16 protein-coding genes and 1 tRNA gene are annotated in these 24,732 nt (G+C 72.2%); 6 read left to right on the top strand and 11 right to left on the bottom strand.

Features of this window, described 5'->3' with window-relative positions; all coding sequences use genetic code 11:
- The first annotated feature begins 372 nt into the window (after nucleotides 1–372).
- Nucleotides 373–4,986, top strand: a complete 4,614-nt coding sequence (gene gltB / locus J5Y05_RS28770; RefSeq protein WP_372450535.1) for a glutamate synthase large subunit — start codon at nucleotides 373–375, stop codon at nucleotides 4,984–4,986.
- Nucleotides 4,979–6,442: a glutamate synthase subunit beta gene (locus J5Y05_RS28765; RefSeq protein WP_210876212.1), complete on the top strand. Its 1,464-nt coding sequence runs from the start codon at nucleotides 4,979–4,981 to the stop codon at nucleotides 6,440–6,442. The genes gltB and J5Y05_RS28765 overlap by 8 nt, the downstream gene beginning before the upstream one ends.
- Before the next feature lie 122 nt (nucleotides 6,443–6,564).
- Here the strand turns inward: J5Y05_RS28765 and J5Y05_RS28760 are convergent, their stop codons facing one another.
- From J5Y05_RS28760 to J5Y05_RS28750, 3 genes are all read right to left on the bottom strand, one after another.
- The gene (locus J5Y05_RS28760; protein WP_307854138.1) at nucleotides 6,565–7,467 is read right to left on the bottom strand and encodes a chitosanase; all 903 of its coding nucleotides are present in this window, start codon (nucleotides 7,465–7,467) and stop codon (nucleotides 6,565–6,567) included.
- A complete protein-coding gene (locus tag J5Y05_RS28755) occupies nucleotides 7,464–8,393 on the bottom strand; it encodes a rhomboid family intramembrane serine protease (protein WP_210876211.1) in 930 nt (309 codons plus the stop codon). Before J5Y05_RS28755 ends, J5Y05_RS28760 begins: the two co-directional genes overlap by 4 nt.
- A gap of 275 nt (nucleotides 8,394–8,668) precedes the next feature.
- A complete protein-coding gene (locus tag J5Y05_RS28750; protein WP_210876210.1) occupies nucleotides 8,669–9,565 on the bottom strand; it encodes a hypothetical protein in 897 nt (298 codons plus the stop codon).
- 119 nt (nucleotides 9,566–9,684) lie between these two features.
- Here J5Y05_RS28750 and J5Y05_RS28745 point away from each other — a divergent pair, with 119 nt between their 5' ends.
- Both J5Y05_RS28745 and pepN read left to right on the top strand, forming a co-directional pair.
- The gene (locus J5Y05_RS28745) at nucleotides 9,685–10,035 is read left to right on the top strand and encodes a chorismate mutase (RefSeq protein WP_210876209.1); all 351 of its coding nucleotides are present in this window, start codon (nucleotides 9,685–9,687) and stop codon (nucleotides 10,033–10,035) included.
- A 154-nt stretch (nucleotides 10,036–10,189) separates the two neighbouring features.
- Complete coding sequence (gene pepN / locus J5Y05_RS28740) at nucleotides 10,190–12,700, top strand: aminopeptidase N (protein WP_210876208.1); 2,511 nt, start codon at nucleotides 10,190–10,192, stop codon at nucleotides 12,698–12,700.
- Between the two features lie 46 nt (nucleotides 12,701–12,746).
- Here pepN and J5Y05_RS28735 read toward each other — a convergent pair whose 3' ends face one another.
- On the bottom strand, nucleotides 12,747–14,549 hold the full coding sequence (locus J5Y05_RS28735) for a bifunctional metallophosphatase/5'-nucleotidase (protein WP_210876207.1): 1,803 nt from the start codon (nucleotides 14,547–14,549) through the stop codon (nucleotides 12,747–12,749).
- 339 nt (nucleotides 14,550–14,888) lie between these two features.
- Here J5Y05_RS28735 and pyk point away from each other — a divergent pair, with 339 nt between their 5' ends.
- Nucleotides 14,889–16,334, top strand: coding sequence for a pyruvate kinase (pyk, locus tag J5Y05_RS28730; RefSeq protein ID WP_210876206.1), 1,446 nt, complete (start codon nucleotides 14,889–14,891; stop codon nucleotides 16,332–16,334).
- Nucleotides 16,335–16,469: 135 nt separating this feature from the next.
- On the opposite strand, the gene J5Y05_RS28725 is transcribed toward pyk, so the two are convergent.
- A tRNA-Leu gene (locus J5Y05_RS28725) sits at nucleotides 16,470–16,543 on the bottom strand.
- Nucleotides 16,544–16,644: 101 nt separating this feature from the next.
- Here J5Y05_RS28725 and J5Y05_RS28720 point away from each other — a divergent pair.
- Entirely contained in the window at nucleotides 16,645–17,301 is a 657-nt protein-coding gene (locus J5Y05_RS28720) for an ANTAR domain-containing response regulator (protein WP_210876205.1), read from the top strand.
- Nucleotides 17,302–17,439: 138 nt separating this feature from the next.
- On the opposite strand, the gene J5Y05_RS28715 is transcribed toward J5Y05_RS28720, so the two are convergent.
- The 6 genes from J5Y05_RS28715 to J5Y05_RS28690 form a co-directional block, all read right to left on the bottom strand.
- Nucleotides 17,440–18,156: an ABC transporter ATP-binding protein gene (locus tag J5Y05_RS28715; protein WP_210876204.1), complete on the bottom strand. Its 717-nt coding sequence runs from the start codon at nucleotides 18,154–18,156 to the stop codon at nucleotides 17,440–17,442.
- On the bottom strand, nucleotides 18,153–19,175 hold the full coding sequence (locus J5Y05_RS28710) for an ABC transporter ATP-binding protein (protein WP_210876203.1): 1,023 nt from the start codon (nucleotides 19,173–19,175) through the stop codon (nucleotides 18,153–18,155). Before J5Y05_RS28710 ends, J5Y05_RS28715 begins: the two co-directional genes overlap by 4 nt.
- A gap of 5 nt (nucleotides 19,176–19,180) precedes the next feature.
- Nucleotides 19,181–21,007: a branched-chain amino acid ABC transporter permease gene (locus J5Y05_RS28705; RefSeq protein ID WP_210876202.1), complete on the bottom strand. Its 1,827-nt coding sequence runs from the start codon at nucleotides 21,005–21,007 to the stop codon at nucleotides 19,181–19,183.
- 5 nt (nucleotides 21,008–21,012) lie between these two features.
- Entirely contained in the window at nucleotides 21,013–21,945 is a 933-nt protein-coding gene (locus J5Y05_RS28700) for a branched-chain amino acid ABC transporter permease (protein WP_210876201.1), read from the bottom strand.
- Between the two features lie 112 nt (nucleotides 21,946–22,057).
- Nucleotides 22,058–23,296 (bottom strand): branched-chain amino acid ABC transporter substrate-binding protein, encoded by a 1,239-nt coding sequence (locus J5Y05_RS28695; protein ID WP_210876200.1) that lies wholly within the window; start codon nucleotides 23,294–23,296, stop codon nucleotides 22,058–22,060.
- 897 nt (nucleotides 23,297–24,193) lie between these two features.
- Nucleotides 24,194–24,679: a hotdog fold thioesterase gene (locus tag J5Y05_RS28690; RefSeq protein WP_210876199.1), complete on the bottom strand. Its 486-nt coding sequence runs from the start codon at nucleotides 24,677–24,679 to the stop codon at nucleotides 24,194–24,196.
- Nucleotides 24,680–24,732: the final 53 nt, after the last annotated feature.

The following is a 24,732-nucleotide window of genomic DNA, read 5'->3' as shown; positions in this document are numbered from 1 at the left end:
TCCGGCACCCGCTCCGGCGCGGGCCGGTGCTCAGATGGGCGTCCTCGACTGGTTTCGAGCGGGGGAGCGCTGGGCATGAGCCGTACGCGCTGCGGACGACGATGCCTGCCGCGTGACCGCGAGGCGGGCGACGGCGCCCCCTCCGCTCCGGGCCCACGGGCGTCGATCCGCCCTCCCGGCCCCCCAGGGCTTCCGCCCCCCGGGCACGGCGTCCCCGCCGAGGCCCCCCATCATCCGCATGGTGGAACCGGGTGCCCCAACGCCCGAGAAGCGTTTCATCATGTACTCTGCACCAACTTTTCCGACCCCCAGCAGAGGGCCAGCGTCGTCCCTCGGCATCCCACCTGCCACATGACGACGACGGGAGAGCCGATGCGTATGCCGCGTCAGCCGTGCCAGCATCCCGAGGAGGGCCGCCGCCGGCCGTCCACGGACCCCCGCCCTGCCGCCCAGGGCCTGTACGACCCCGCCTACGAGCACGACGCCTGCGGCGTCGGATTCGTCGCCACCCTCACCGGCGAGCCCTCCCACACCCTCGTCGAGCAGGCCCTCACCGTCCTGCGCAACCTGGAGCACCGCGGCGCCACCGGCTCCGAGCCCGACTCGGGCGACGGCGCGGGCATCCTCTGCCAGGTCCCGGACGCCTTCTTCCGCGAGGTGACCGGCTTCCCCCTGCCCGCCGCCGGGACGTACGCCGTCGGCACCGCCTTCCTGCCCCGGCGGGCCGCCGAGGACACCGGGGACGGCGCGGACAGCGCCGCGCGGATCGAGGCGATCGCGGCCGAGGAAGGGCTGACCGTCCTCGGCTGGCGCGACGTCCCCGTCGCCCCGCAGCTCCTCGGCGCCGCCGCCCGCTCCACCCTGCCGGTCTTCCGCCAGCTCTTCGTCACCGACGGCACCAGCGCGGGCATCGCCCTGGACCGCCGGGCCTTCGTCCTGCGCAAGCGCGCCGAGCGCGAGGCCGGCGTCTACTTCCCCTCGCTCTCCGCGCGGACCGTGGTCTACAAGGGCATGCTCACCACCGGGCAGCTCGAACCGTTCTTCCCGGACCTCTCCGACCGCCGCTTCGCCAGCGCGATCGCCCTGGTCCACTCCCGGTTCTCGACCAACACCTTCCCGTCCTGGCCGCTCGCCCACCCGTACCGGTTCGTCGCCCACAACGGCGAGATCAACACCGTCCGGGGCAACCGCAACTGGATGCGCGCCCGCGAGTCCCAGCTCGCCTCCGGGCTCTTCGGCCCCGCCGACCGCCTCGACCGGATCTTCCCGGTCTGCACGCCCGACGCCTCCGACTCCGCCTCCTTCGACGAGGTCCTCGAACTGCTGCACCTGGGCGGCCGGCCGCTGCCGCACGCCGTGCTGATGATGATCCCGGAGGCGTGGGAGAACCACGACGCGATGGACCCGGCCCGGCGGGCCTTCTACCAGTACCACTCCACGATGATGGAGCCCTGGGACGGCCCCGCCTGCGTCACCTTCACCGACGGCATCCAGGCCGGCGCCGTCCTCGACCGCAACGGGCTGCGCCCCGGCCGCTACTGGGTCACCGACGACGGCCTCGTCGTCCTCGGCTCCGAGGTCGGCGTCCTCGACATCGACCCCGCCCGCGTCGTCCGCAAGGGCCGCCTCCAGCCCGGCCGCATGTTCCTCGTCGACACCGCCGAGCACCGCATCGTCGAGGACGACGAGATCAAGGCCCGCCTCGCCGCCGAGCAGCCCTACGCCGAGTGGCTCCAGGCCGGCGAGATCGACCTCGGCGACCTGCCCGAGCGCGAACACGTCGTCCACACCCACGCCTCCGTCACCCGCCGCCAGCAGACCTTCGGCTACACCGAGGAGGAACTGCGCGTCCTCCTCGCCCCGATGGCCGCCTCCGCCGCCGAGCCGATCGGCTCCATGGGCACCGACACGCCCATCGCCGTGCTCTCCGCGCGCCCGCGGCTGCTCTTCGACTACTTCACCCAGCTCTTCGCGCAGGTCACCAACCCGCCGCTGGACGCCATCCGCGAGGAACTGGTCACCTCGCTGCGCAGCTCCCTCGGCCCCCAGGGCAACCTGCTGGAGCCCACGGCCGCCTCCTGCCGCAGCGTCCTGCTGCCCTTCCCGGTGATCGACAACGACGAGCTGGCCAAGCTCATCCACATCAACGCCGACGGCGACATGGCCGGCTTCAAGGCCGCCACGCTCTCCGGGCTCTACCGGGTGCACGGCGGCGGCGACGCGCTCGCCGCCCGGATCGAGGAGATCTGCGCCGAGGCCGACGCCGCCATCGGCAACGGCGCCCGCCTGATCGTCCTCTCCGACCGGCACTCCGACGCCGAGCACGCCCCGATCCCCTCGCTGCTGCTCACCGCCGCCGTCCACCACCACCTCATCCGCACCCGGCAGCGCACCCAGGTGGGGCTGCTGGTCGAGGCCGGCGACGTCCGCGAGGTCCACCACGTCGCCCTGCTCATCGGCTACGGCGCCGCCGCCGTCAACCCGTACCTGGCCATGGAGTCCGTCGAGGACCTGGTCCGGGCCGGCACCTTCCTGCGGGGCGCCGACCCCGAGCAGGCCATCCGCAACCTCATCCACGCCCTCGGCAAGGGCGTCCTGAAGGTGATGTCCAAGATGGGCATCTCCACCGTCGCCTCCTACCGCGGCGCCCAGGTCTTCGAGGCCGTCGGCCTGGACCGGGAGTTCGTCGCCGCGTACTTCGACGGCACCGCCACCAAGATCGGCGGCGTGGGCATCGACGTGATCGCCTCGGAGGTCGCCGCCCGCCACGCGAAGGCGTACCCGGCCTCCGGCATCGCCCCCGCCCACCGCACGCTGGAGATCGGCGGCGAGTACCAGTGGCGCCGCGAGGGCGAACCGCACCTCTTCGACCCGGAGACCGTCTTCCGCCTCCAGCACGCCACGCGCACCGGCCGCTACGAGGTCTTCAAGCAGTACACCGAGCGCGTCGACGAGCAGTCCGAGCGCCTCATGACGCTGCGCGGACTCTTCGGCTTCGCCTCCGGGCGCGAGCCGGTGCCGCCGGCCGAGGTCGAGCCGGTCTCCGAGATCGTCAAGCGGTTCTCCACCGGCGCCATGTCCTACGGCTCCATCTCCCGCGAGGCCCACGAGACGCTCGCCCTCGCCATGAACCGGCTGGGCGGCAAGTCCAACACCGGCGAGGGCGGCGAGGACCCGGAGCGCCTGCACGACCCGGCCCGCCGCTCCGCGATCAAGCAGGTCGCCTCCGGCCGCTTCGGCGTCACCTCCGAGTACCTGGTCAACGCCGACGACATCCAGATCAAGATGGCCCAGGGCGCCAAGCCCGGCGAGGGCGGCCAGCTCCCCGGGCCCAAGGTCTACCCGTGGGTGGCGAAGACCCGGCACAGCACGCCCGGCGTCGGCCTGATCTCCCCGCCGCCGCACCACGACATCTACTCCATCGAGGACCTGGCCCAGCTCATCCACGACCTGAAGAACGCCAACCCGGCCGCCCGCGTCCACGTGAAGCTGGTCTCCGAGGTCGGCGTCGGCACCGTCGCCGCCGGCGTCTCCAAGGCCCACGCCGACGTGGTGCTCGTCTCCGGCCACGACGGCGGCACCGGCGCCTCCCCGCTCACCTCGCTCAAGCACGCGGGCGGACCGTGGGAGCTGGGCCTCGCCGAGACCCAGCAGACCCTGCTCCTCAACGGCCTGCGCGACCGCATCGTCGTGCAGACCGACGGCCAGCTCAAGACCGGCCGGGACGTGGTCGTCGCCGCGCTGCTCGGCGCCGAGGAGTTCGGCTTCGCCACCGCGCCGCTGGTCGTCTCCGGCTGCGTCATGATGCGCGTCTGCCACCTGGACACCTGCCCGGTCGGCATCGCCACCCAGAACCCGGTCCTCAGGGAGCGGTTCTCCGGACAGGCCGAGTATGTGGAGAACTTCTTCCGGTTCGTCGCCGAGGAGGTCCGCGAACTCCTCGCCGGGCTCGGCTTCCGCTCCGTCGAGGAGGCCGTCGGCCACGCCGAGGTCCTCGACATCACCCGCGCCGTCGACCACTGGAAGGCCCGCGGGCTGGACCTCGCGCCGCTGCTGCACGTGCCGGACCTGCCCGAGGGCGCCGTCCGCCACCAGGCGGTCGGCCAGGACCACGGGCTGGAGAAGGCCCTCGACAACGAGCTGATCCGGCTCGCCGCCGACGCCCTCTCCGCGCCCACGGCCGCCGAGGCGGCCCCGGTCCGCGCCCGGGTGGCCATCCGCAACGTCAACCGCACCGTCGGCACCATGCTCGGCCACGAGGTCACCCGCCGCTTCGGCGGCGCCGGGCTCCCCGACGACACCGTCGACCTCACCTTCACCGGCTCGGCCGGCCAGTCCTTCGGCGCCTTCCTGCCGCGCGGCATCACCCTGCGCCTGGAGGGCGACGCCAACGACTACGTCGGCAAGGGGCTGTCCGGCGGCCGGATCGTGGTCCGCCCGGACCGCGGCGCCGACCACCTCGCCGAGTACAGCGTCATCGCCGGCAACACCCTCGGCTACGGCGCCACCGGCGGCGAGATGTTCCTGCGCGGCCGGACCGGCGAACGCTTCTGCGTCCGCAACTCCGGCGCGCTGGTCGTCTCCGAGGGCGTCGGCGACCACGGCTGCGAGTACATGACCGGCGGCCACGCGGTCGTCCTCGGCGAGACCGGGCGCAACTTCGCGGCCGGCATGTCCGGCGGCACCGCCTACGTCGTCGACCTCGACCCCGCCGACGTCAACCCCGGCAACCGGGGCGCCGTCGAACCGCTGGACGAGGCCGACCGGGAGTGGCTGCGCGAGGTGGTGCGCCGCCACGCCGAGGAGACCGGCTCCACGGTCGCCGCGCGGCTGCTCGCCGACTGGCCGGCCGCCGCAGAACGCTTCAGCAAGATCATCCCCACTACGTACAAGGCAGTGCTCGCCGCCAAGGACGCCGCCGAGCGGGCCGGTCTCCCCGAGACCGAGATCACCGAGAAGATGATGGAGGCGGCGGTCCATGGCTGATCCGAAGGGCTTTCTCCACCACGGCCGCGAGACGGCCGTGTCCCGTCCGGTCGAGGAACGCCTCGGCGACTGGAACGAGGTCCACGTCCCCGGCTCCCTGCTGCCGGTCGTCGGCCGGCAGGCCGGCCGGTGCATGGACTGCGGCATCCCGTTCTGCCACAACGGCTGCCCGCTCGGGAACCTGATCCCCGAGTGGAACGACTACGTCTGGCGCGGGGACTGGGCGGCGGCCTCCGAGCGGCTGCACGCCACCAACAACTTCCCCGAGTTCACCGGCCGGCTCTGCCCGGCCCCCTGCGAGTCGGCGTGCGTGCTCGGCATCGGCCGGGCGCCGGTCACCATCAAGAACGTCGAGGTCTCCATCGCCGACCGGGCCTGGGAGAGCGGCGACATCGCCCCGCGCGTCCCCGAACGGCTCTCCGGCAAGACCGTCGCCGTGGTCGGCTCGGGCCCCGCCGGGCTCGCCGCCGCCCAGCAGCTCACCCGGGCCGGCCACACGGTCGCCGTCTACGAGCGCGCCGACCGCGTCGGCGGCCTGCTGCGGTACGGCATCCCGGAGTTCAAGATGGAGAAGCGGCACGTCAACCGCCGTATCGAGCAGATGCGCGCCGAGGGCACCCGCTTCCGCACCGGGATCGAGATCGGCCGCGACCTGAGCGCCGCCGACCTGCGCAAGCGCCACGACGCCGTCGTCCTCGCGGCCGGCGCCACCACCCCGCGCGACCTGCCGCTGCCCGGCCGCGGACTGCGGGGCGTCCACCAGGCGATGGAGTACCTGCCGCTGGCCAACAAGGTGCAGGAGGGCGACTACGTCACCCCGCCGATCACCGCCGAGGGCAAGCACGTCGTCGTCATCGGCGGCGGCGACACCGGCGCCGACTGCGTGGGCACCGCCCACCGCCAGGGCGCCGCCTCCGTCACCCAACTGGAGATCATGCCCCGGCCCGGGGAGGAGCGGGACCCGGTGACCCAGCCGTGGCCGACCTTCCCGCCGCTCTACAAGGTCACCTCGGCCCACGAGGAGGGCGGCGAGCGGCTCTACGCCGTCTCCACCACCCGCTTCGAGGGCGACGCGGACGGCAACGTCCAGTGGCTGCACCTGACCGAGGTCGAGACCGGCGGGGGCGGCTTCACGCCGAAGCCGGGCACCGAGCGCAAGATCCCGGCCCAGCTCGTCACCCTCGCCCTCGGCTTCACCGGCACCGACCGGGAGAACGGTCTGGTCGAACAGTTCGGACTGGAGCTGGACGCACGGGGTAACATCGCCCGGGACGCCGACTTCCAGACCGGTGTGCCGGGTGTGTTCGTCGCCGGTGACGCCGGCCGCGGCCAGTCGCTCATCGTCTGGGCGATCGCGGAGGGCCGTTCCGCGGCCCGTGCCGCGGACCGCTTCCTGACCGGGGCCAGTGACCTGCCGGCCCCGATCCGCCCCACGGACCGCTCGCTGGCCGTCTGAGCCCGCGTGCGCCGGCGGTCGGCCCGACCGCCGCCGATGCGTCCCGTACAACGGCGTACGGAACACAGACGGTGTCCGCCCCCGTCCCCGACCGGACCCTGGGGCGGGCGCCGTCACGGCGCTCACGGCACCCGGTAGAGGTCCCCGTACACCCGCCACTCCAGCGGCGTGTCCAGGTTCAGGTTGCCCGCCCTCAGGAAACGGCGCTGGGCGGTGTCGACGCGGGTGGTGTCGCCGCCCGGACGCTTGTCCTGCATCGCCCGGTGGCGCACGTCCAGGAAGACGTCCAGGAACGCCTTCTCCGAACCGCCCTCGGCGGGCGTCCTCGCCTTCTTCTTCGCCCGCTCGCGCAGGTCGTAGAAGCCGTTCGGGTCGGGGTCCGGGCCGTGGAAGACCATCGCGTCGAAGTAGACGAACTGGCCGAGCGTGCCGAGGCCGTCCAGTTTGGCCAGCCGCACCGACGGCTCGAAGTACACGTGGTCGCGCTCGTACTCCTGCGCCTCGCGGAACTCCGGCAGCTCGGACTCGGCACGCCACGCCTCGGTGAAGCCGGGGTCCAGGCCCTCGTGCGAGTCGGTGCCGTCGACCCGGCGCAGGGCGGGCAGGTAGGCGGCCAGTCCGTTGTCCGGGTGGGAGCGGGTGTAGCGCTCCACCAGGTTGAGCAGGTCGTGGGTGCCGGTGCAGAAGCCGATGATGCCCGCCGTGTAGCCCTGGCCGTCGTCGAGGTCCTCGATGTTCCCGTACGAGGTGCGCCAGTCGGTGGTCGAGTTCTCGGCGCTCGCCACCAGCTTCTGCGCCAGCTCCTTCTTGTCCGGCGCGGCCAGTCCCGGCGGCAGGGCGGCGATCACCGCGTCGTCCGCCTCCCGCTCCTGCTCCGCCCGGTCCTTGGCCTCCGCGCGCGCCGACTGGGCGGCGACCGGGGGAGGCCCCACGGGGGCGTCGGCCCCGTCGGACGGCAGGACGAAGTACACCCCCGTGGCGATCACGGGGACGGCCGCGAGGAGCAGCACACCGGCACGTTTCACTGGGTAATACCTCCACCCGTCAGTACGGACACCTTGATCGCCGACGCCACCGCCAGCAGGAGCAGCAGCCCCACGCACGCGCCCGCCTGCACGGCCGTGCGGCGCCCGTCGCGGGGCGCGTGCGCGTACGCCGCCGCCACCGCGCCGCCCGCCAGCAGCCCGCCGAGGTGGCCCTGCCAGGAGGTCATCCCGGCGGAGACCACCAGCCACAGCAGCAACAGGCCCATGAAGCGGTTGACCGGACGCATGTCGGCACCGATACGGCGGGCCAGGACGTAGTACGCGGCCCCGAGGCCGAAGATCGCGCCCGAGGCGCCGACCGTGGCCTGCCCGGGGTCGTCGAGGAGCAGGATGAGGACGGAGCCGCCGAGCGCCGAGAGCAGGTAGAGCACCGCGTGCCGGACCCGGCCGAGCATCGGTTCCACGACCCGCCCGAGCCGCCACAGGGCGGCCATGTTCATCGCGATGTGCAGCAGGCCGAACACGCCCTCGGTGGGCGGCAGATGGAGGAAGGAGCCGGTGAGCATCCGCTCCCACTCGCCCGCGACGACACCCTCGGCGCGAAAGCCCTCCGGGAAGCGGTCCTGGTAGACGTACCAGCCGCCGTCCGGACCGGCCAGCCGCGCGCCGACCAGCGCGAACCGGTCCACGATCCCCGGGCGCACCAGCTCGCCCAGGTAGGCGAGGACGTTGAGGCCGATCAGGGCGTACGTCACCACCGGCGTCGTCGACACCCGCCCGCCGACCAGGGTGCGGGCCCGGCGCACCGACCGCGTGCCCTCCCGCACGCACTCCGGGCACTGGTGGCCCACGGCCGCCTCGCGCATGCAGTCCGGGCAGATGGAACGGTCGCAGCGGACACACCGCACCCGGCACTCCACCGCGGCGTGGCGATAGCAGGTGGGGACGGTGGACTCGGAATCCACGAGCCGGCTCCTCGGGTGCGGGACGGACGGTGAGCCGGTGGGTGCGGCGCCGAACAAAATAGCGAACATCGGTGGTCCTGCCGAGCGGCGGGGTCCGCGGGGCCTCCCGACACGCCCGGTACGCCCGACACGCCCGACACGCCCGGCCCGGCGGGTCCGCGGCACCGCCCGACACGCCCGGCCCGTCCCGGACCCGCACGGCGGTCACGGACACGCCCGGCCCGGCGCCCCGGCACCCGGCCCGGTGTCCGCCCTCGCGCCCTCGCGCGGCCGTGCTACGTGTCGCACTCCAGGACCGTCCGGCACAGGCCGCACCGGGCCCGTACCCGGCCGCTGACCGGCACCCGGAGCCGCTGGTGGCAGGTCGGGCACGGGAACGACACCCGCAGCGGCCCCTCGCCCGGCGACGTGAAGGAGTACGGCGTGTCTCCGGCGAGTCCGGCCCCGTACCCGTCCCGGGCCTGACGGCGATCACGCGCGTACCGGTGCCGGCCCGCCCAGCCCGCCGCCGTCAGCGGCGGCTGCCGCTCCTCCCGGAAGGCCCGGTCCCGGCCCCGTACGTACGCCGAGTACGCCTGCGGACTGGTGAACCACACCCCCGGGTCCTCGCCGAAGAGCGCCGCCCGCTTGGCCAGGACGTAGCCGAACTCCTCCGGCGTCAGGTACCCCAGCTTCTGCGACGAGGTCGCGTCCTCCCGGAAGGCGTCCAGCAGCAGCCACCCCGCGCCCAGGTACGCCGCCACCGTGTCCGTGAGGATCTCGTTGGCCCGCGTACCGGGGAAGGAGAGGTCCAGCCGGTGCAGGTAGACGTGCGCCACCTCGTGCGCGAGCGCCGCGCCGATGTCCCGGCGGTGCGTACGGAAGCGGTCGTTCAGCTCCACGAAGTACTCCGGGCCCGCCGCCAGTTCCACGTTGGCCGCGTGGGTCATCTCCCGGAAGGAGACGATCAGCCGCGCGTCGGGCAGCCGGTAGTGCGACACCAGCTCGCCCGCGACCCGCTGCGCCCCCAGGTACAGGTCGTCGGTGTCGCGGAACGCCACGTCGGCCGGGGCCACGCTGGCCGAGAAGGTGCGCACGGTGTCGGGGGACAACCGCCGGTACAGCGCGGTGAGGGCGGCCCGCACCGTCTCCAGGTGCGGGAACCCGTGCTCGACCGGTCCGCCGTTCGCCACGCCCGACCCCCAAGCCGCTCGACCCTGCCTCCACTGTACGAGCGGCGCCGGGACCGGGCGGGGCCCAGCGCCTGAGACGGTGTGCGGCGCCGCGGCCACCGCCCGTAGGGTGATCGCCCATGACCACCAGCCCCACCGGCGCCGACGCCGTCGACCCCGCCGTCCGCGAGGAACTGGACCGGCTGCGCAAGAGCATCGACAACATCGACGCGGCCGTCGTCCACCTGCTCGCCGAGCGCTTCTCCCGCACCCAGCAGGTCGGCCACCTCAAGGCCCGCCACCGGCTCCCGCCCGCCGACCCGGCCCGCGAGGCCCGGCAGATCGAGCGGCTGCGCGCCCTCGCCGAGGACGCCGAACTGGACCCCGCCTTCGCCGAGAAGTTCCTGACCTTCATCATCGCCGAGGTGATCCGCCACCACGAGCGCATCGCGGAGACCGGCGGCACGGGAACCACCCCGTCCGGCACCTGAGCCCGCTGCCCGGCGCGGCACCCGGCCCGGCCCCCGGGGGCGCACGGCGGGGAGCGCGCCGGACGCCCCGCGCGGCGGCCGGCGGAGCGGGAGCGGACGGGGCGGGCCCCGCGTACCGGTCCGCCCCTGTGCCCCGCCCACCGCATCGGGCAGCATGGCGGGCATGTCCGTACTGACGCGCGACGAAGCGCAGACCCGTGCCCGGCTCCTCGACGTCCACCACTACGCGATCGACCTCGATCTCACCGGTGGGGACGAGACCTTCGACTCCCGCACCACCATCCGGTTCACCGTCCTCGGCGACCGGAGCGGTACGGACACCTTCATCGAGGTCAAGCCCGCCGAGCTGCGCTCCGTCACCCTCGACGGACACCCCCTCGACCCGGAGGCCCTCGACGGCAACCGGCTGCCGCTGACGGGCCTCGCCCCCGGCACCCACGAACTGCGCGTCGAGGCGGCCATGCGCTACTCCCGCACCGGCGAGGGCATGCACCGCTTCACCGACCCCGCCGACGGCGAGACCTACGTCTACACCCAGCTTTTCCTGGACGACGTGCAGCGCGTCTTCCCCGCCTTCGACCAGCCCGACCTCAAGGCCGTCTTCGACCTCGCCGTCACCGCCCCCGAGGGCTGGACCGTCCTGTCCAACGGCGTCACCGAGCACACCGGAGACGGCCACTGGAAGGCCGCCACCACCCCGCCGGTCTCCACCTACCTGGTCGCCGTCGCCGCCGGACCCTGGCACTCGGTCCGCACCGAGCACCGCGGACTGCCCTTCGGCATCCACTGCCGCCGCTCGCTCGCCCCCCACCTGGACGCCGACGCCGACGAGATCCTCGACGTCACCCGCGCCTGCTTCGACCGCTACCACGAGAAGTTCGCCGAGCCCTACCCCTTCGACTCCTACGACCAGGCGTTCGTCCCCGAGTTCAACGCCGGTGCCATGGAGAACCCCGGACTGGTCACCTTCCGCGACGAGTTCGTCTTCCGCTCCGCCGTCACCGACACCGAGCGGCAGACCCGCGCCATGGTCATCGCCCACGAGATGGCCCACATGTGGTTCGGCGACCTCGTCACCCTGCGCTGGTGGGACGACATCTGGCTCAACGAGTCCTTCGCCGAGTACATGGGCTACCAGACCACCGCCGAGGCCACCCGCTTCACCGGCACCTGGACCGACTTCGGCGTCGCCCGCAAGCCCTGGGGCTACGACGCCGACCAGCGCCCCTCCACCCACCCCGTCGCCCCCGAGCACGTCCCGGACACCGCCTCCGCGCTCCTCAACTTCGACGGCATCTCCTACGCCAAGGGCGCCTCCGCCCTGCGCCAGCTCGTCGCCTGGCTCGGCGAGAAGGACTTCCTGGCCGGCATCAACACCCACATCGACCGGCACAAGTTCGCCAACGCGACCCTCGCCGACTTCATCGACTCCCTCGCCGCCGCCACCGACCGCGACGTCCACGCCTGGGCCGACGCCTGGCTGCGGACCACGGGCGTGGACACGCTCACGCCCCGCCTCACCCCCGGCGAGAACGGCACCTGCGCCCTCACCCTCGACCGCGCCGGCAGCCGCCCCCACCGCGTCGCCGTCGGCCTCTACGACCGGGACGTGGCCGGCGACGGCCGCCTCACCCTGCGCGAACGCGTCCACGTCGACGTCCCCCAGGACGGGCCCCGGCCGCTCGGCAAGCGCCCCGCCCTGCTGGTGCCCAACGACGGCGACCTCACCTACGCCAAGGTCCGCTTCGACGCCGGCTCCGCCGCCGCGGTGGGCGCGCACCTGTCCGCCCTGCCCGACCCGCTCACCCGCGCCGTCGTCTGGAACGCCCTGCGCGACGCCGTCCGCGACGGCGACCTGGCGGCCGGCGCCTACCTGGAGACCGCCCGCGCCCACCTGCCGCACGAGACCGACCTCGCCCTGGTGGACGGCGTCCTGACCTTCGCCGCCGCCCACGTCGCCGACCGCTACGTCACGCCCGACCGGCGGCCCGCCGCCCTGGCCACCCTCGCCGGCCTGTGCCGCGACCTCATCCGCCGCACCGAGGACGGCGACCACCCCGGGCTGCGCCTGATCGCCGTGCGCCACGTCATCGACGTCGCCGCCCACCCGGACACCCTCGCCGCCTGGCTCGCCGAGGGCACCGTCCCCGGCGGCCCCGAACTCGACCCGGAGCTGCGCTGGCGCGTTCTCGGCCGCCTCGCCGTCCTCGGCGCCGTCGACGAGGCCGCCATCGCCGGGGAACTCGACCGCGACCCCTCCGCCACCGGCCAGGAGGGCGCCGCCCGCTGCCGGGCCGCGCTCCCCGACGCCGGGGCCAAGTCGGCGGCCTGGGAGGCCATGTTCGCCTCCGACGGCCTCTCCAACTACCTCTTCACCGCGACCGCCCGGGGCTTCTGGCAGCCCGAGCAGGCCGGCCTGGTCGGCGACTACGTGGAGCGCTACTTCGCCGAGGCACCCGCCGTCGCCGAGCGGCGCGGCCCCGCCATCGCCGAGGCCGCCGGCCGCTGGGCCTTCCCGGCCCACGCCGTCGACGCCGGCACCCTGGAGCTGGGCCGGCGCTGCCTCGACGAGGCCGGCCCGGTCCCGGCCCTGCGGCGCAGGCTCGCCGACCAGCTCGACGACCTGGCCCGCGCCCTGCGGGTGCGGGAGTCCGCCGCGCGCTGATCCGGCCCGGCGGGGCCCCGGCGTACGGCGCCGGGGCCCCGGCCGGTCAGAACACCGGCGTGCCCTCGCGGGTCAGGACCCAGTCCGCCGACGCGAAGTCCCGCGGGTCCAGCACGCCCTTCGCGGTGACCCACTCCGCGATCCGGGTGCGGATCTCCGTCGACTCCGACCACAGCTCGGGGGCGGTCGCCACGTGCGGGAAGGCGCCGCCGCCGTTGGCCCGGTAGTTGTTCACCGCCAGCACGAAACGCTGGTCGTCCGCCACCTCGGCGCCCGCGTGGCGCAGAGCGGAGATCCGGGAGCCGGCCGGGCGGGCGACGTCGATCTCGTAGGTGAGCCCGGAGACGTAGTCGTAGTTGTAGTCCGGGCGCCCGTTCGCGTTGGTCAGCTTCTCCGGGTCGACCGGGGCTCCGGGGGCCGTCCGCGTGTAGTACTCCGCCGAGAACTCCAGGTAGGCCCGCAGTTGGGCGCCCGTGAGAACCTTGGCGACCAGCGTGTTGTCGTACACGTACAGGCTCGACAGGTCCCGGATCGTCACGTCCCCGGCCGGGATCTCCGAGGTCCGCGAGAACGGCGACGCCTGCGCCAGCACCGGCAGCGAGGCGTGCTCCGTGCCCGCCAGCGCCTCCCGGACCACGTCCTCCTGGACCGTGGTGATCAGGTCGATGATCGGGGCGTCCTTGTACCGTGCCTCGGCCGTGGTCAGCGTCTCGGTCGCGGTGCCGACCACCTGGTTGACGTACGCCACCACCCGGGCGTGCTCGTCCGCCAGCAGCCGGGTGATCGCCGGGTCGTCGGGGACGTCGGCGGAGTCCCGCAGCGAGGCCCGCACCGACTCCACCTGCCAGCGGCCCCGGTCGAGGACGAGGGCGATGTCGAAGAGGGTGAGCCGTTCGGCGTGGCACAGCGGCTCCGAGAGGACGACGGTGCGGCCGGTCTCCTCGTTGACGACCTTCAGCTCCGCGATCTCCTCGTGGGCGTGGCCGACCAGGATCGCGTCGATGCCGGGCACCTTGCGGGCCACCTCGGCCGCCGCGTTCTCCACGTACGGCAGTTGGTCGCCGTAGGAGGAGGTGCCCGAGGAGCCGGAGTGGGCGGAGACGACGACCACGTCGGCGCCCATCGAGCGCAGCCTCGGCACCCACCGGGCGGCCTGCTCCTCCAGACCGGGGAAGGCGAGCCGGCCCCGCACGTACGCCTTGTCCCAGATGGCGATGCCCGGGTTGGTCAGCCCCAGCACCGCCACCTTCACCGGCGGCCCGGCCGGCGGGCGGAACGTCTTCATGAGGTACGGCGGGAAGGCGGGCCGCAGCGTGCGGGCGTCCACGGCGTTGGCGCCGAGCAGCGGGAAGCGGCACTGCCTCTCGAAGGCGCGCAGCGTCTCGATGCCGTAGTTGAACTCGTGGTTGCCGAGCGCCACCGCGTCGTACCCGATGGCGTTCATCGCCTGCGCCATGGGGTGCACCGGGCCGCCCTCGGCGGTGATCGGGTCCACCTTCGCGTAGTAGTACGTCAGCGGAGTGCCCTGGATGGTGTCGCCCGCGTCCAGCAGCAGCGTGTGGTGCCGGCCGCGCTCCCGGCGGACGCGGTTCACCAGGGTCGAGATCCGGGCCAGGCCCTTCGCGTTGCCGTCCGCGTCGGCGTACTCGGCGTCCTTGAAGTAGTCCCAGTTGAAGACGTGCCCGTGCAGGTCGGTGGTGCCCATCACGGTCAGCTCGTACCGCTTCGGGTGCCGGGGGCCCCTGCCCCGCTCGCCTGCCGCGGCCACCGGAGCCGCCGCGCCGGCCAGGGCGACCCCCGCCCCGGTCACGGCGGACCCCTCCAGAAACATCCGGCGGTTCAACGGCATGGTGACTCCCTCGGGAACGAACGACTGACGGACCAGCGGACGGGCCCCGCGGGCGGCGGCCGTCCGGCAACGCGCGTAGATTCTGTCTTGGGAAGGGTGCATGTCAACAGTGCGCGCGGGTTTCGTTCCGGTGGCCGCACGGTGGCGCGGGCCGCCGCTCCGTCCGGGAACGGGCTCGTACAGGCGACCGGAAAAGCGAAAGGAAATCCGGCCGGAAATCGCTCATCGGAGCACTCCGCCGCACATCCTGACAGCGGGCAACAACCTTTCACCCAACGGTGGTTGACTCGTCATGTGGGGCCAATTCACTACCGATCGGTACGGCATAGGCTCGGACCCATGCGCCGAGCAAAGATCGTCTGTACCCTGGGGCCCGCCACCGACTCGTACGACCAGATCAAGGACCTGGTCGAGGCCGGAATGGATGTCGCCCGGTTCAATTTCAGCCACGGCACCCACGCCGAGCACGAGGAGCGTTACCGGCGGGTCCGCAAGGCGTCCGACGAGAGCGGGCGCAGCGTCGGCACCCTCGCCGACCTCCAGGGTCCGAAGATCCGGCTCGGCCGTTTCGCCGAAGGCCCCGTCCTGCTGGAGCGCGGCGACACCTTCACGCTCACCGTCGAGGAGGGCGTGGCCGGCGACCGCCACCAGTGCGGCACCACCTACGCCGGACTCGCCGGCGACGTCGCCCCCGGTGAACGCGTCCTCGTCGACGACGGCCGGGTCTGCCTGGAGGTCACCGCCGTCGACGGCCCCCGGGTGCGCACCACGGTGGTGGAGGGCGGCGTGGTCTCCGACCACAAGGGCCTCAACCTGCCCGGCGTCGCCGTCTCCGTCCCCGCCCTGTCCAAGAAGGACGAGGACGACCTGCGCTGGGCCCTGCGCAACGGATTCGACGTCATCGCCCTCTCCTTCGTCCGCGGCGGACGCGACGTCGTGGACGTCCACCGCATCATGGACGAGGAGGGCCGCCGCCTCCCCGTCATCGCCAAGGTGGAGAAACCGCAGGCCGTCGAGAACATCGAGGAGATCGTCGCCGCCTTCGACGGCATCATGGTCGCCCGCGGCGACCTCGGCGTCGAAATGCCCCTGGAACAGGTGCCGATCGTCCAGAAGCGCGCCGTCGCCCTGGCCAGGCGCAACGCCAAGCCGGTCATCGTCGCCACCCAGATGCTCGACTCGATGATCGACCACTCCCGCCCCACCCGCGCCGAGGCGTCGGACGTCGCCAACGCCGTCATCGACGGCACGGACGCGGTGATGCTCTCCGGCGAGACCAGCGTCGGCCGGCACGCCGTCGACGCCGTGCGCACCATGGCGCGCATCGTCGAGGCGGCCGAGGAGGACCTCCTCGCCGAGGGCCTGCCCCCGCTGACCGGCCGCGACAAGCCCCGTACCCAGGGCGGCGCGGTGGCCCGCGCGGCGGCGGAGACCGGCGACTTCCTCGGCGCCCGGTTCCTGGTCGCCTTCACCCAGTCCGGCGACACCGCCCGGCGCCTGTCGCGCTACCGCTCGCCGATCCCGCTGCTCGCCTTCACCCCGGAACCGGCCACCCGCTCCCAGCTCAGCCTGACCTGGGGCGTGGAGACCTTCCTCGGTCCGCACGCGGGCACCACCGACGGGATGGTCGAGCAGGTGGACGAGTTGCTGACGCGCTACGGCCGGTGCGAGAAGGGCGACGTCGTCGTCATCACCGCCGGCTCCCCGCCCGGCGTCTCGGGCACCACGAACATGGTCCGGGTGCACCGGATCGGCGAGGACGACACCGCGCACGGGGAGTCGTAGGCGGCGGCGGTCCGCGGGAGACGCCCGGAAGGGGGCGCCGGGGGCGGGTGTCCGTCCAGTATGCGGAAAGCGGATGTCCGGGATACGGACATCCGCTTGCGGTATTCCCTGACCCACCTTGGAAACAAAGGCAAGTGCCCCGGGTGGGACTCGAACCCACACTGAATGCCTTTTGAGGGCATCGTCTCTGCCGATTGGACTACCGGAGCCTCTTCGAACCGAAGGTCAGTGTAGCCCCTCGGTGACTCAAACATACAGGAGCTAGGTAGGCTCTTGTCAGCAGTGCCCCTGCCCCCCATGAGGAGCCCACGTGACCGCCCCCGAGTCGCCCCAGCCCGCCGACGCGCCCGAGGAGGGCTCGTCACACGTGCCTCCCCTGACGACCCGGGTCGTCATCGCCGAGGACGAGGCCCTGATCCGGCTCGACCTCAAAGAGATGCTGGAGGAAGAGGGGTACACGGTCGTCGGCGAGGCGGGCGACGGGGAGCGGGCGGTGGAACTGGCCCGCGAGCACCGGCCGGACCTCGTGATCCTCGATGTGAAGATGCCCAAGCTGGACGGCATCTCCGCGGCCGAGAAGATCGCCGAGGAGAGCATCGCGCCGGTGCTGATGCTGACCGCCTTCTCCCAGCGCGACCTGGTCGAGCGGGCCCGGGACGCCGGCGCGATGGCGTACCTCGTCAAGCCGTTCAGCAAGAGCGACGTCGTCCCGGCCATCGAGATGGCCGTCTCGCGCTTCACGGAACTGAAGGCCCTGGAGCAGGAGGTCGCCGACCTCAGCCAGCGGCTGGAGACCCGCAAGCTGGTCGACCGCGCCAAGTCGGTGCTCCAGACGGAGTACGGACTGACCGAGCCCGCCGCCTTCCGGTGGATTCAGAAGACCTCCATGGACCGGCGGATGTCCATGCAGCAGGTGGCCGAGGCCGTCATCCAGGACGCCGAGGAGAAGAAGGCCGCCAAGGGCTGACCCCGCCCCGCGCCCCCGTACACGCGGGCGCGCGCACGGTGTCCGTACCGCGTACGCACGAGGCCCGCGCCCCCCGTCACGGGGGCGCGGGCCTCTTCCGCGGGGACCGGGCCCTGTCCGGCCCCCGCCGCGAGCCTCTCAGTCCTCGCCGAGGTACGCCTTGCGGACGGACTCGTCGTGCAGCAGTTCCCGGCCCGATCCGGACAGGACGATGTTGCCGACCTCCATCACATGACCCTGGTCGGCCAGGGACAGTGCCGCCTGGGCGTTCTGCTCGACCAGCAGGATCGTGGTGCCCTGCTCCTTCAGCTCGGCGATCGTCGCCATGATCTTCTGCATCATGATCGGCGACAGGCCCATGGACGGCTCGTCCAGCATCAGCAACTGCGGCTGGGACATCAGGGCCCGGCCCATGGCGAGCATCTGCTGCTCACCGCCGGACAGGGTGCCCGCCGCCTGCTTGCGGCGCTCCCCGAGGATCGGGAAGAGACCGTAGGCGCGCTGGATGTCCTTCTCGATGCCCGCCTTGTCGCTGCGCAGGAACGCGCCGAGCCGCAGGTTGTCCTCGATCGACATGCGCGGGAAGATGTGCCGCCCCTCGGGGGAGTGGGCGAGCCCCAGTGAGACGATCTCGTGCGCCGGGATCTTCTTCAGCGACTTGCCCCGGAACCGGATCTGCCCGCCGACCGGCTTGAGCAGGCCGGACAGGGTGCGCAGGGTGGTGGTCTTGCCGGCGCCGTTGGTGCCGATCAGGGTGACCACCTCGCCGGCGTCGACCGTGAAGGAGATGCCCTTCACGGCCTGGATCTTGCCGTAGGCGACGCGGAGGTCCTCGACCTCTAGCAGTGCGGTCATCGGTCGTTCTCCTTGCCGGCCGCGGTGTCGGTCGGGTTCTCGGCCTGTGCGCCGGCTGCTTCCGCGTCGGTGGCCTGTGCCTCGGCTGCTTCCGCGTCGGTGGCCTGTGCGCCGGCGGCCTGCGCTTCCGCGTCGGCGGCCTCCGCCTCGGCGGCGTGCGCCTCCGCGGCCTCCACCTCGGCGGCCTCGGCCGCGCCCGGGTCGTTCTCCAGCGGCTCGCCGAGGTAGGCCGCGACGACGCGCTCGTCGCCCTGGACGGTGGCGCTGTCGCCCTCGATCAGCTTCTGTCCCTGCACGAGGACGGCGACGCGGTCGCACAGGTTGAAGATGAAGCGCATGTCGTGCTCGATGACGAGGACGGCGATGCCCCGGTCGCGGATGGCGAAGACCAGTTCCTCCGTGGCCCGCGTCTCCTGCGGGTTCATCCCTGCCGTCGGCTCGTCCAGGAGCAGCAGCCCCGGCTCGCTGGCGAGCGCGCGGGCGATCTCCAGCTTGCGCTGCTCGCCGTAGGGCAGGTTCCGCGAGAGGTGGTCGGCCTTGTGACCGAGCCCCACGAACTCCAGGAGTTCCATGGCCCGTTCGCGGGAGGTCGCCTCCGCCCGGTGGAAACCGGGGCCGCGCAGGACGGCCGACCAGAAGCCCTCCTTGGTCCGGGTGTGCCGGCCCACGAGGACGTTCTCCAGGACCGTCATGTTGGCGAACAGCCGGATGTTCTGGAAGGTGCGGGCGATGCCGGCGGCGGTCACCTTGAACGACTTGGGCGGCAGCACCTTGTCGCGGAAGCGGACCTCGCCCTCGGTCGGGACGTACAGCCCCGTCAGGCAGTTGAAGAACGTGGTCTTGCCGGCGCCGTTGGGGCCGATCAGGCCGACGATCTCCCCGCTGTTCACGGTGAGGTCGACGCCGCGGACGGCGGTGAGGCCGCCGAAGCGCATGGTGACGCCGCGCGCGTCGAGCAGCGGGGTGCCGGAGCCGGGCGCCGCGGGCGCCGTGTCCGTGGTCGTGGTGTCGGTGGTCATCGTGGTCAGGCCCCTGTCTTGCTCAGGACGTCGGGCGCTGCCGCCTCTTCGTGGAATTCGAGCTGGCGGCGCCGGTTCGGGACGAGGCCCTCCGGGCGGAAGCGCATCAGCAGGACGAGCGCGAGTCCGAAGGCGAAGAGCTGGTAGTTGCCGAGGAACTGGAGCTTGTTGGGGATCAGGAAGAGCAGCGCCGCGCCGATCAGGGGCCCGCCGATGGTCCCCATGCCGCCGAGGACGACCGCGGCCAGCAGGAAGGCGGAGTTCGGCGGGATCGCGCCGGCGAAGAGGTACTGCTCGGGCGTGACGGTGTACGTCACGTGCGCCTGCACGGTGCCCGCCAGACCGGCCAGGGTGGCGCCGACCGCGAACGCGATCAGCTTGACCCGGAAGCCGTGGATGCCCATGGCCAGCGCCGCCGTCTCGTCCTCCCGGATCGCCACCCACGCCCGGCCGATGCGGGAGTCGCCGCTGCGCCGGAAGACCAGGACGACGACGGCCGTGATGAGGAGCATCAGGAAGAAGTAGTTGGCGAAGCGGCCGATGGTGACCCCGCCGATGACGTGGTGGACGCCCAGGTCGAAACCGAGGATCTCCAGGTCGGGGACGGAGGAGACGCCGTTGGAGCCGTTGGTGAGGTCCGGGCCCGAGGTGCCGTCCAGGTTGTTGGCCGCGATCCGGAAGATCTCGCCGAAGCCGAGGGTGACGATGGCGAGGTAGTCGCCGCGCAGCCTGAGGGTCGGGGCGCCGATGAGGACGCCGAAGACCAGCGAGGCGAGGGCGCCGACCAGCACGGCGGCCCAGAACGGGAAGTGCACGTCGAACGGGGAGCTGGGCGAGCCGGAGACCAGGGCGGCGGCGTAGGCGCCGACACCGAGGAAGGCGACGTAACCGAGGTCGAGCAGGCCGGCGAGGCCGACGACGATGTTCAGGCCGAGGGCGACCGTGGCGAAGATCAGGATGTAGACGCCGATCGTCGCGTACTGGTCGTCGGTCTGGGTGAAGGGGAAGCAGGCCGCCGCGACGAACGCGCCGCAGATGGTGATGTTCTGGTGCCGGGCCGTGATCCGGGTGGCGTGGGCGATCAGACCGGCCTTGTGCAGCGCGGCGAAGCAGAACCCGGCCGTGATCAGGAAGCCGATGAACAGCTCGTCGTACTCGGTGCCGATGCCGTACGTGAAGACCAGCAGGCAGACGGCGAGGATGCCGACGATGACGAGGATCTCCAGCGAGGCGGGCAGCCGGCGCAGGGGGCGCGGGGTGCCGGCGGCGAAGGACGCCTTGACGACGTGCCAGCCGTGCGCGGCGTCGTGCCGGAAGCGCTCCCCGCGGCTCGCCTCGGGGTCGATCGGGTCGGGCTCGGGCCGCTCGAAGGGCAGCGCCAGGGCGCCGAGGACCCCGGCCAGGGTGACGACGGCGACGACGTAGCCGCCCGGCTCCAGGTTGACCACGCCGCCGAGCCGGAAGCTGATGGCGAGGACGGTGTACCAGGCGGTGGCGAAGGTGGCCAGGGAGGTGAGCTTGAGCGCCGCGTCACCGCCCGCGGGGGTGAGCCAGCCGAGCCCCTTGACCCCGTAGGTCGCCAGGCCGAACAGCGCGGTGAGGGCGCCGCCGATCAGGACCAGGACCTGGAGTCCGCCCGGGTAGCCGTAGAAGGTGAGGTCGCCGGGGAACTCGTCCGTCCAGGTCCAGGCGAGGAAGGTGGAGACGACGGCCAGGACGCCGCCGCCGGTGGCGAGGGCGCGGGCGATGCGCTCGGGGATGCCGATGAGGCCGGCGGGGGCGCCCGCCGCGGGGATGTCGGGGCTCTTGGGAGGGGTGGTCTGTGTGGTCATCGGTGTCACGCCCTGTCCGCAACGCGCTCGCCGAGCAGGCCCTGTGGCCGGAACAGCAGTACGAGGATGAGGAGGATGAAGGCCCAGACGTCCGCCCAGGACTGGCTGCCGAACTGGCCCATGCCGGGGATGTCGGAGATGTAGGCGGTGGCCAGGGTCTCGGCGATGCCGAGGACGACCCCGCCGATCATGGCGCCGTAGATGTTGCCGATGCCGCCGAGCACGGCCGCGGTGAACGCCTTGAGGCCGAGGATGAAGCCCATACGGAAGTCGATCTGGCCGTACTTCAGGCCGTTGGCGAGGGCTCCGACCGCGGCGAACGTGGCGCCGAGGGCGAAGGCGACCACGATGATGCGGTCCGTGTTGACGCCCATCAGCTTGGCGGTGTCCGGGTCCTGCGCGGTGGCCTGCATGCCGCGCCCGGTGCGGGTGCGCATCACGAAGTAGCCGAGGAACGCCATGCTCACCGGCGCCGCGATCAGCAGGAAGACGTCACCGGTCTGGATGGTGACGCTGCCGATCTGGAAGGGGCCGCCCGGGATCTGCGGGAAGGTCCGGGCGGACTTCGCCTCCGGGTACCAGGCCCACACCGCCTGCTGGAGGGCGAGGGAGAGGCCGATGGCCGTGATGAGGGGGGCGAGGCGGGGGCCCCCGCGCAGCGGACGGTAGGCGAACCGTTCCGCCCCGACGGCCACCGTGACGGCCACGATCATGGCGCCGACCAGCATCAGGGGCAGGGCGATCCACATGGAGGTGCCGTCGGGCAGGATGTACACGTAGACCGTGAGGGCGCCGAAGGCCCCGGTCATGAAGATCTCGCCGTGGGCGAAGTTGATGAGCTGGACGATGCCGTAGACCATCGTGTAGCCAATGGCGATCAGCCCGTACATGGATCCCAGTAGCAGGCCGTTGACCAGCTGCTGCGGCAGTTCGTTCACCGCATGTCCTCCGAGACGTTCGGATGTTGACGGATGTGGCCCGGATGCGAGTCCGCGCGGGGCGCCTGTGGAACAGCGCCCCGCGCGGCTCGTGGGCAGTGGTGCGGTGGGGTCAGCCGGTGTAGGTGCCCGAGTCGACGGCCTCGAAGACCCCGTTCTTGACGGCGTACACGGTGAGCTGCTTGTTGGTGGCGTCACCGAACTCGTCGAAGGAGACCTTGCCGGTCACTCCGTCGAAGGAGACGTTCTGCATGGCCTCGGTGACCTTGGCCCGCGCGTCGGAGGGCAGCTTCCCGCCGTTGTCCTCGACGACCTTCTTGACGGCCTCGATGACCGCCCAGGCGGAGTCGTAGGAGTATCCGCCGTAAGCGGCGTAGTCCTCCTTGTAACCGGCCGCCTTGTAGTCCTCGACGAACTTCTTGGCCGAATCCAGTTCCTCGACCGGGGCGCCGACGGAAGTCGACAGGTCACCCGTGCTCTGCGCGCCGGCGAGCTTGATGAACGTGTCGTCCTTGATTCCGTCTCCGCCGACCAGCGGAATCTTGGCGCCGGCGTCCTTGATCTGCTTGCTCAGCGGTCCGGCCTGCGGGTATTCACCGCCGTAGTAGACGACATCGGCGCCGGAGTTCTTGACCTTGGTGGCGACCGAGGAGAAGTCCTTGGTGTCCGGATTGATGTGTTCGGTGCCGACCACCTTGCCGCCGAGCTTCTTGAACTCGTCGGTGAAGGTGCCGGCGAGTCCGGCGCCGTAGGTCTTCTTGTCGTCGATGACGAAGACCTTGGTCTTCTTGGCCTTGTTGAAGACGTACTGCGCGGCGAAGGGACCCTGGATCGCGTCCGTGGTCGCGGTGCGGAAGTACGACGTGTACGGGCGGACCTTCTTGGTGCGCCAGTCCGGGCCCTGGGTGAGGGACGGGCCGGTGTTGGCCGGCGAGACCTCGACCAGCTTGGCCGAGTCGAAGACCTTCTGCATGGACTCGCCGACCGAGGAGTTCAGGGGGCCGACGACGCCGAGGACGTCCTTGTTGGCGACGAACTTGGCGGCGTTCTGCTGGCCGGCGGAGGGCTGGCCCTGGTCGTCGAGGGCCTGCACCTCGAAGGTGATGCCCTTGACGAACTCCTGCTTGTTGGCCGTCTTGGCGGCGAGGTCGGCCGAGTTCTTGATGCCCAGGCCGAGCGCGGACAGGTCGCCGGTCAGCGGGGCGTCGACGCCGATGACGACGGTGGTGCCCTTGGAACCGCCGTTCCCGGAGTCGGAACCGCCGTCGTCGTCGCGTGAGCCGCAGGCGGTGAGGGTGAGGGCTCCGGCCGCCAGAGCGGCGGTGATGGCGATGAGCGAACGTTGACGCACGATCAGTCCTTTCCCTGGCACAGCCGCTTCCCCGTGTGGATACGGCCGAGTCGAGCGCTGCGCCGAAGTGACATTCCGACTGCGCCGTGACTGGCCGTGACTCTAAGCGCGGGTAGTGAAGGTCGAGGAGGGTCTGACAGAGGCTGTGACTCTCTTGTTATGACACGGGGTATTGCAGAGCGGTGACAGTGGGGAAGAAGGGCTGAATTCCGGCTGATTCGCCCGGTCCGCATCTTGAGAACCCGCAGGACCGAGGGGGCATGTTCAGGCGTCTCGGGCGTTTTGGTGATTACGCGGAATCGTTGCTGTAGGCGACCTGTGGGGCCTCGGAGAGGTGTCGGGCATAGCGCGTACTCGGGGTGAAACTGTTCACGTGTATTACACATGCATTACGCAGCGTGACGCCCCGAGAATAGGAGTCCGGCATTCCGCGAGATCTTTCCGTATTTCGCCACCTGGAACGCGGGAATGATCTTGCGGGTGGAATGCGGTTATGTCTGGAAAGGTGCCGCGGGGATCGCGGACACCGAGAGCGCCCCGGGCCCGGGACCCGAGGCCGAGAGGCGGGGCGCTGCGGGGGCGGGGGCGACGGCGGTGTGGTGCCGCGACGGTGACGCCGACTCAGGAGGGCTGCGGCGAGGGGGAGTTGGCGGGCGGCGGGCCTCGTGGGGTCCGTGAGGGAGGTGGGGGAGCCCCCGGACGGCCGGGGGCTCCCCCACGGACGGCCGGGGCTGAGGAGAGGGTCCGGGCCACCCCTCGTGGGGCCCAAGGCGTCCCCTTTATAGGGGAGTTGGCTGAACGGCCGGCGGCTGGGGCCGGAACGGCGGAGGGCCGGACGGGTGTCCGCACCCGCCCGGCCCTCCGCCCAGGGGCGCCGCACCGGCGGCGCCCCCCGGCTCACCCCGCCGCGCCGGCCGGCGCCCCGCCGGGGGACACGTCCCGCAGCAGGCACGTCAGCCGCGCGGTGCACACCCGCCGGTCCTCCTCGTCGCTGATGACGATCTCGTACGTCGCCGTCGAGCGGCCCCGGTGCACCGGCGTGGCCACACCCGTGACCAGACCGGAACGGACCCCGCGGTGGTGGGTGCAGTTCAGGTCGACCCCGACGGCGATCTTGGAACTGCCGCCGTGCAGCATCGAGCCGACCGACCCGAGCGTCTCCGCCAGCACCGCCGAGGCGCCGCCGTGCAGCAGCCCGTACGGCTGCGTGTTGCCCTCCACCGGCATCGTGCCGACGACCCGCTCGGCCGATGCCTCGACGATCTCCACACCCATCCGCGTCCCGAGGTGCCCGGCGGAGAACAACGCCGGCAGGTCGACGCCGAGCGCGGCGTACTCGTCGACGATCTCCTGCGGGAACTGCACCTGCTGCCGCTCACCCATGAGCCGGCTCCAATCGTCGTGATCCGTCGGCCCGATCCGTACGTCGGCCTGCC

This window comes from Streptomyces tagetis (assembly GCF_018069565.1).
GTDB lineage: Bacteria > Actinomycetota > Actinomycetes > Streptomycetales > Streptomycetaceae > Streptomyces > Streptomyces tagetis.
Note: the sequence above shows the minus strand (reverse complement) of the source record. Positions and strands in the feature narration are given on the sequence as shown.

Bases quoted from the DNA above. Each gene is read 5' to 3' on its own strand.
- J5Y05_RS28705 (WP_210876202.1), bottom strand. From the start codon at position 21,007: ATGACCACACAGACCACCCCTCCCAAGAGCCCCGACATCCCCGCGGCG.
- J5Y05_RS28690 (WP_210876199.1), bottom strand. From the start codon at position 24,679: ATGGGTGAGCGGCAGCAGGTGCAGTTCCCGCAGGAGATCGTCGACGAG.
- J5Y05_RS28765 (WP_210876212.1), top strand. From the start codon at position 4,979: ATGGCTGATCCGAAGGGCTTTCTCCACCACGGCCGCGAGACGGCCGTG.
- gltB (WP_372450535.1), top strand. From the start codon at position 373: ATGCGTATGCCGCGTCAGCCGTGCCAGCATCCCGAGGAGGGCCGCCGC.
- J5Y05_RS28735 (WP_210876207.1), bottom strand. From the start codon at position 14,549: ATGCCGTTGAACCGCCGGATGTTTCTGGAGGGGTCCGCCGTGACCGGG.
- pepN (WP_210876208.1), top strand. From the start codon at position 10,190: ATGGCGGGCATGTCCGTACTGACGCGCGACGAAGCGCAGACCCGTGCC.
- J5Y05_RS28710 (WP_210876203.1), bottom strand. From the start codon at position 19,175: ATGACCACCGACACCACGACCACGGACACGGCGCCCGCGGCGCCCGGC.
- pyk (WP_210876206.1), top strand. From the start codon at position 14,889: ATGCGCCGAGCAAAGATCGTCTGTACCCTGGGGCCCGCCACCGACTCG.
- J5Y05_RS28745 (WP_210876209.1), top strand. From the start codon at position 9,685: ATGACCACCAGCCCCACCGGCGCCGACGCCGTCGACCCCGCCGTCCGC.
- J5Y05_RS28715 (WP_210876204.1), bottom strand. From the start codon at position 18,156: ATGACCGCACTGCTAGAGGTCGAGGACCTCCGCGTCGCCTACGGCAAG.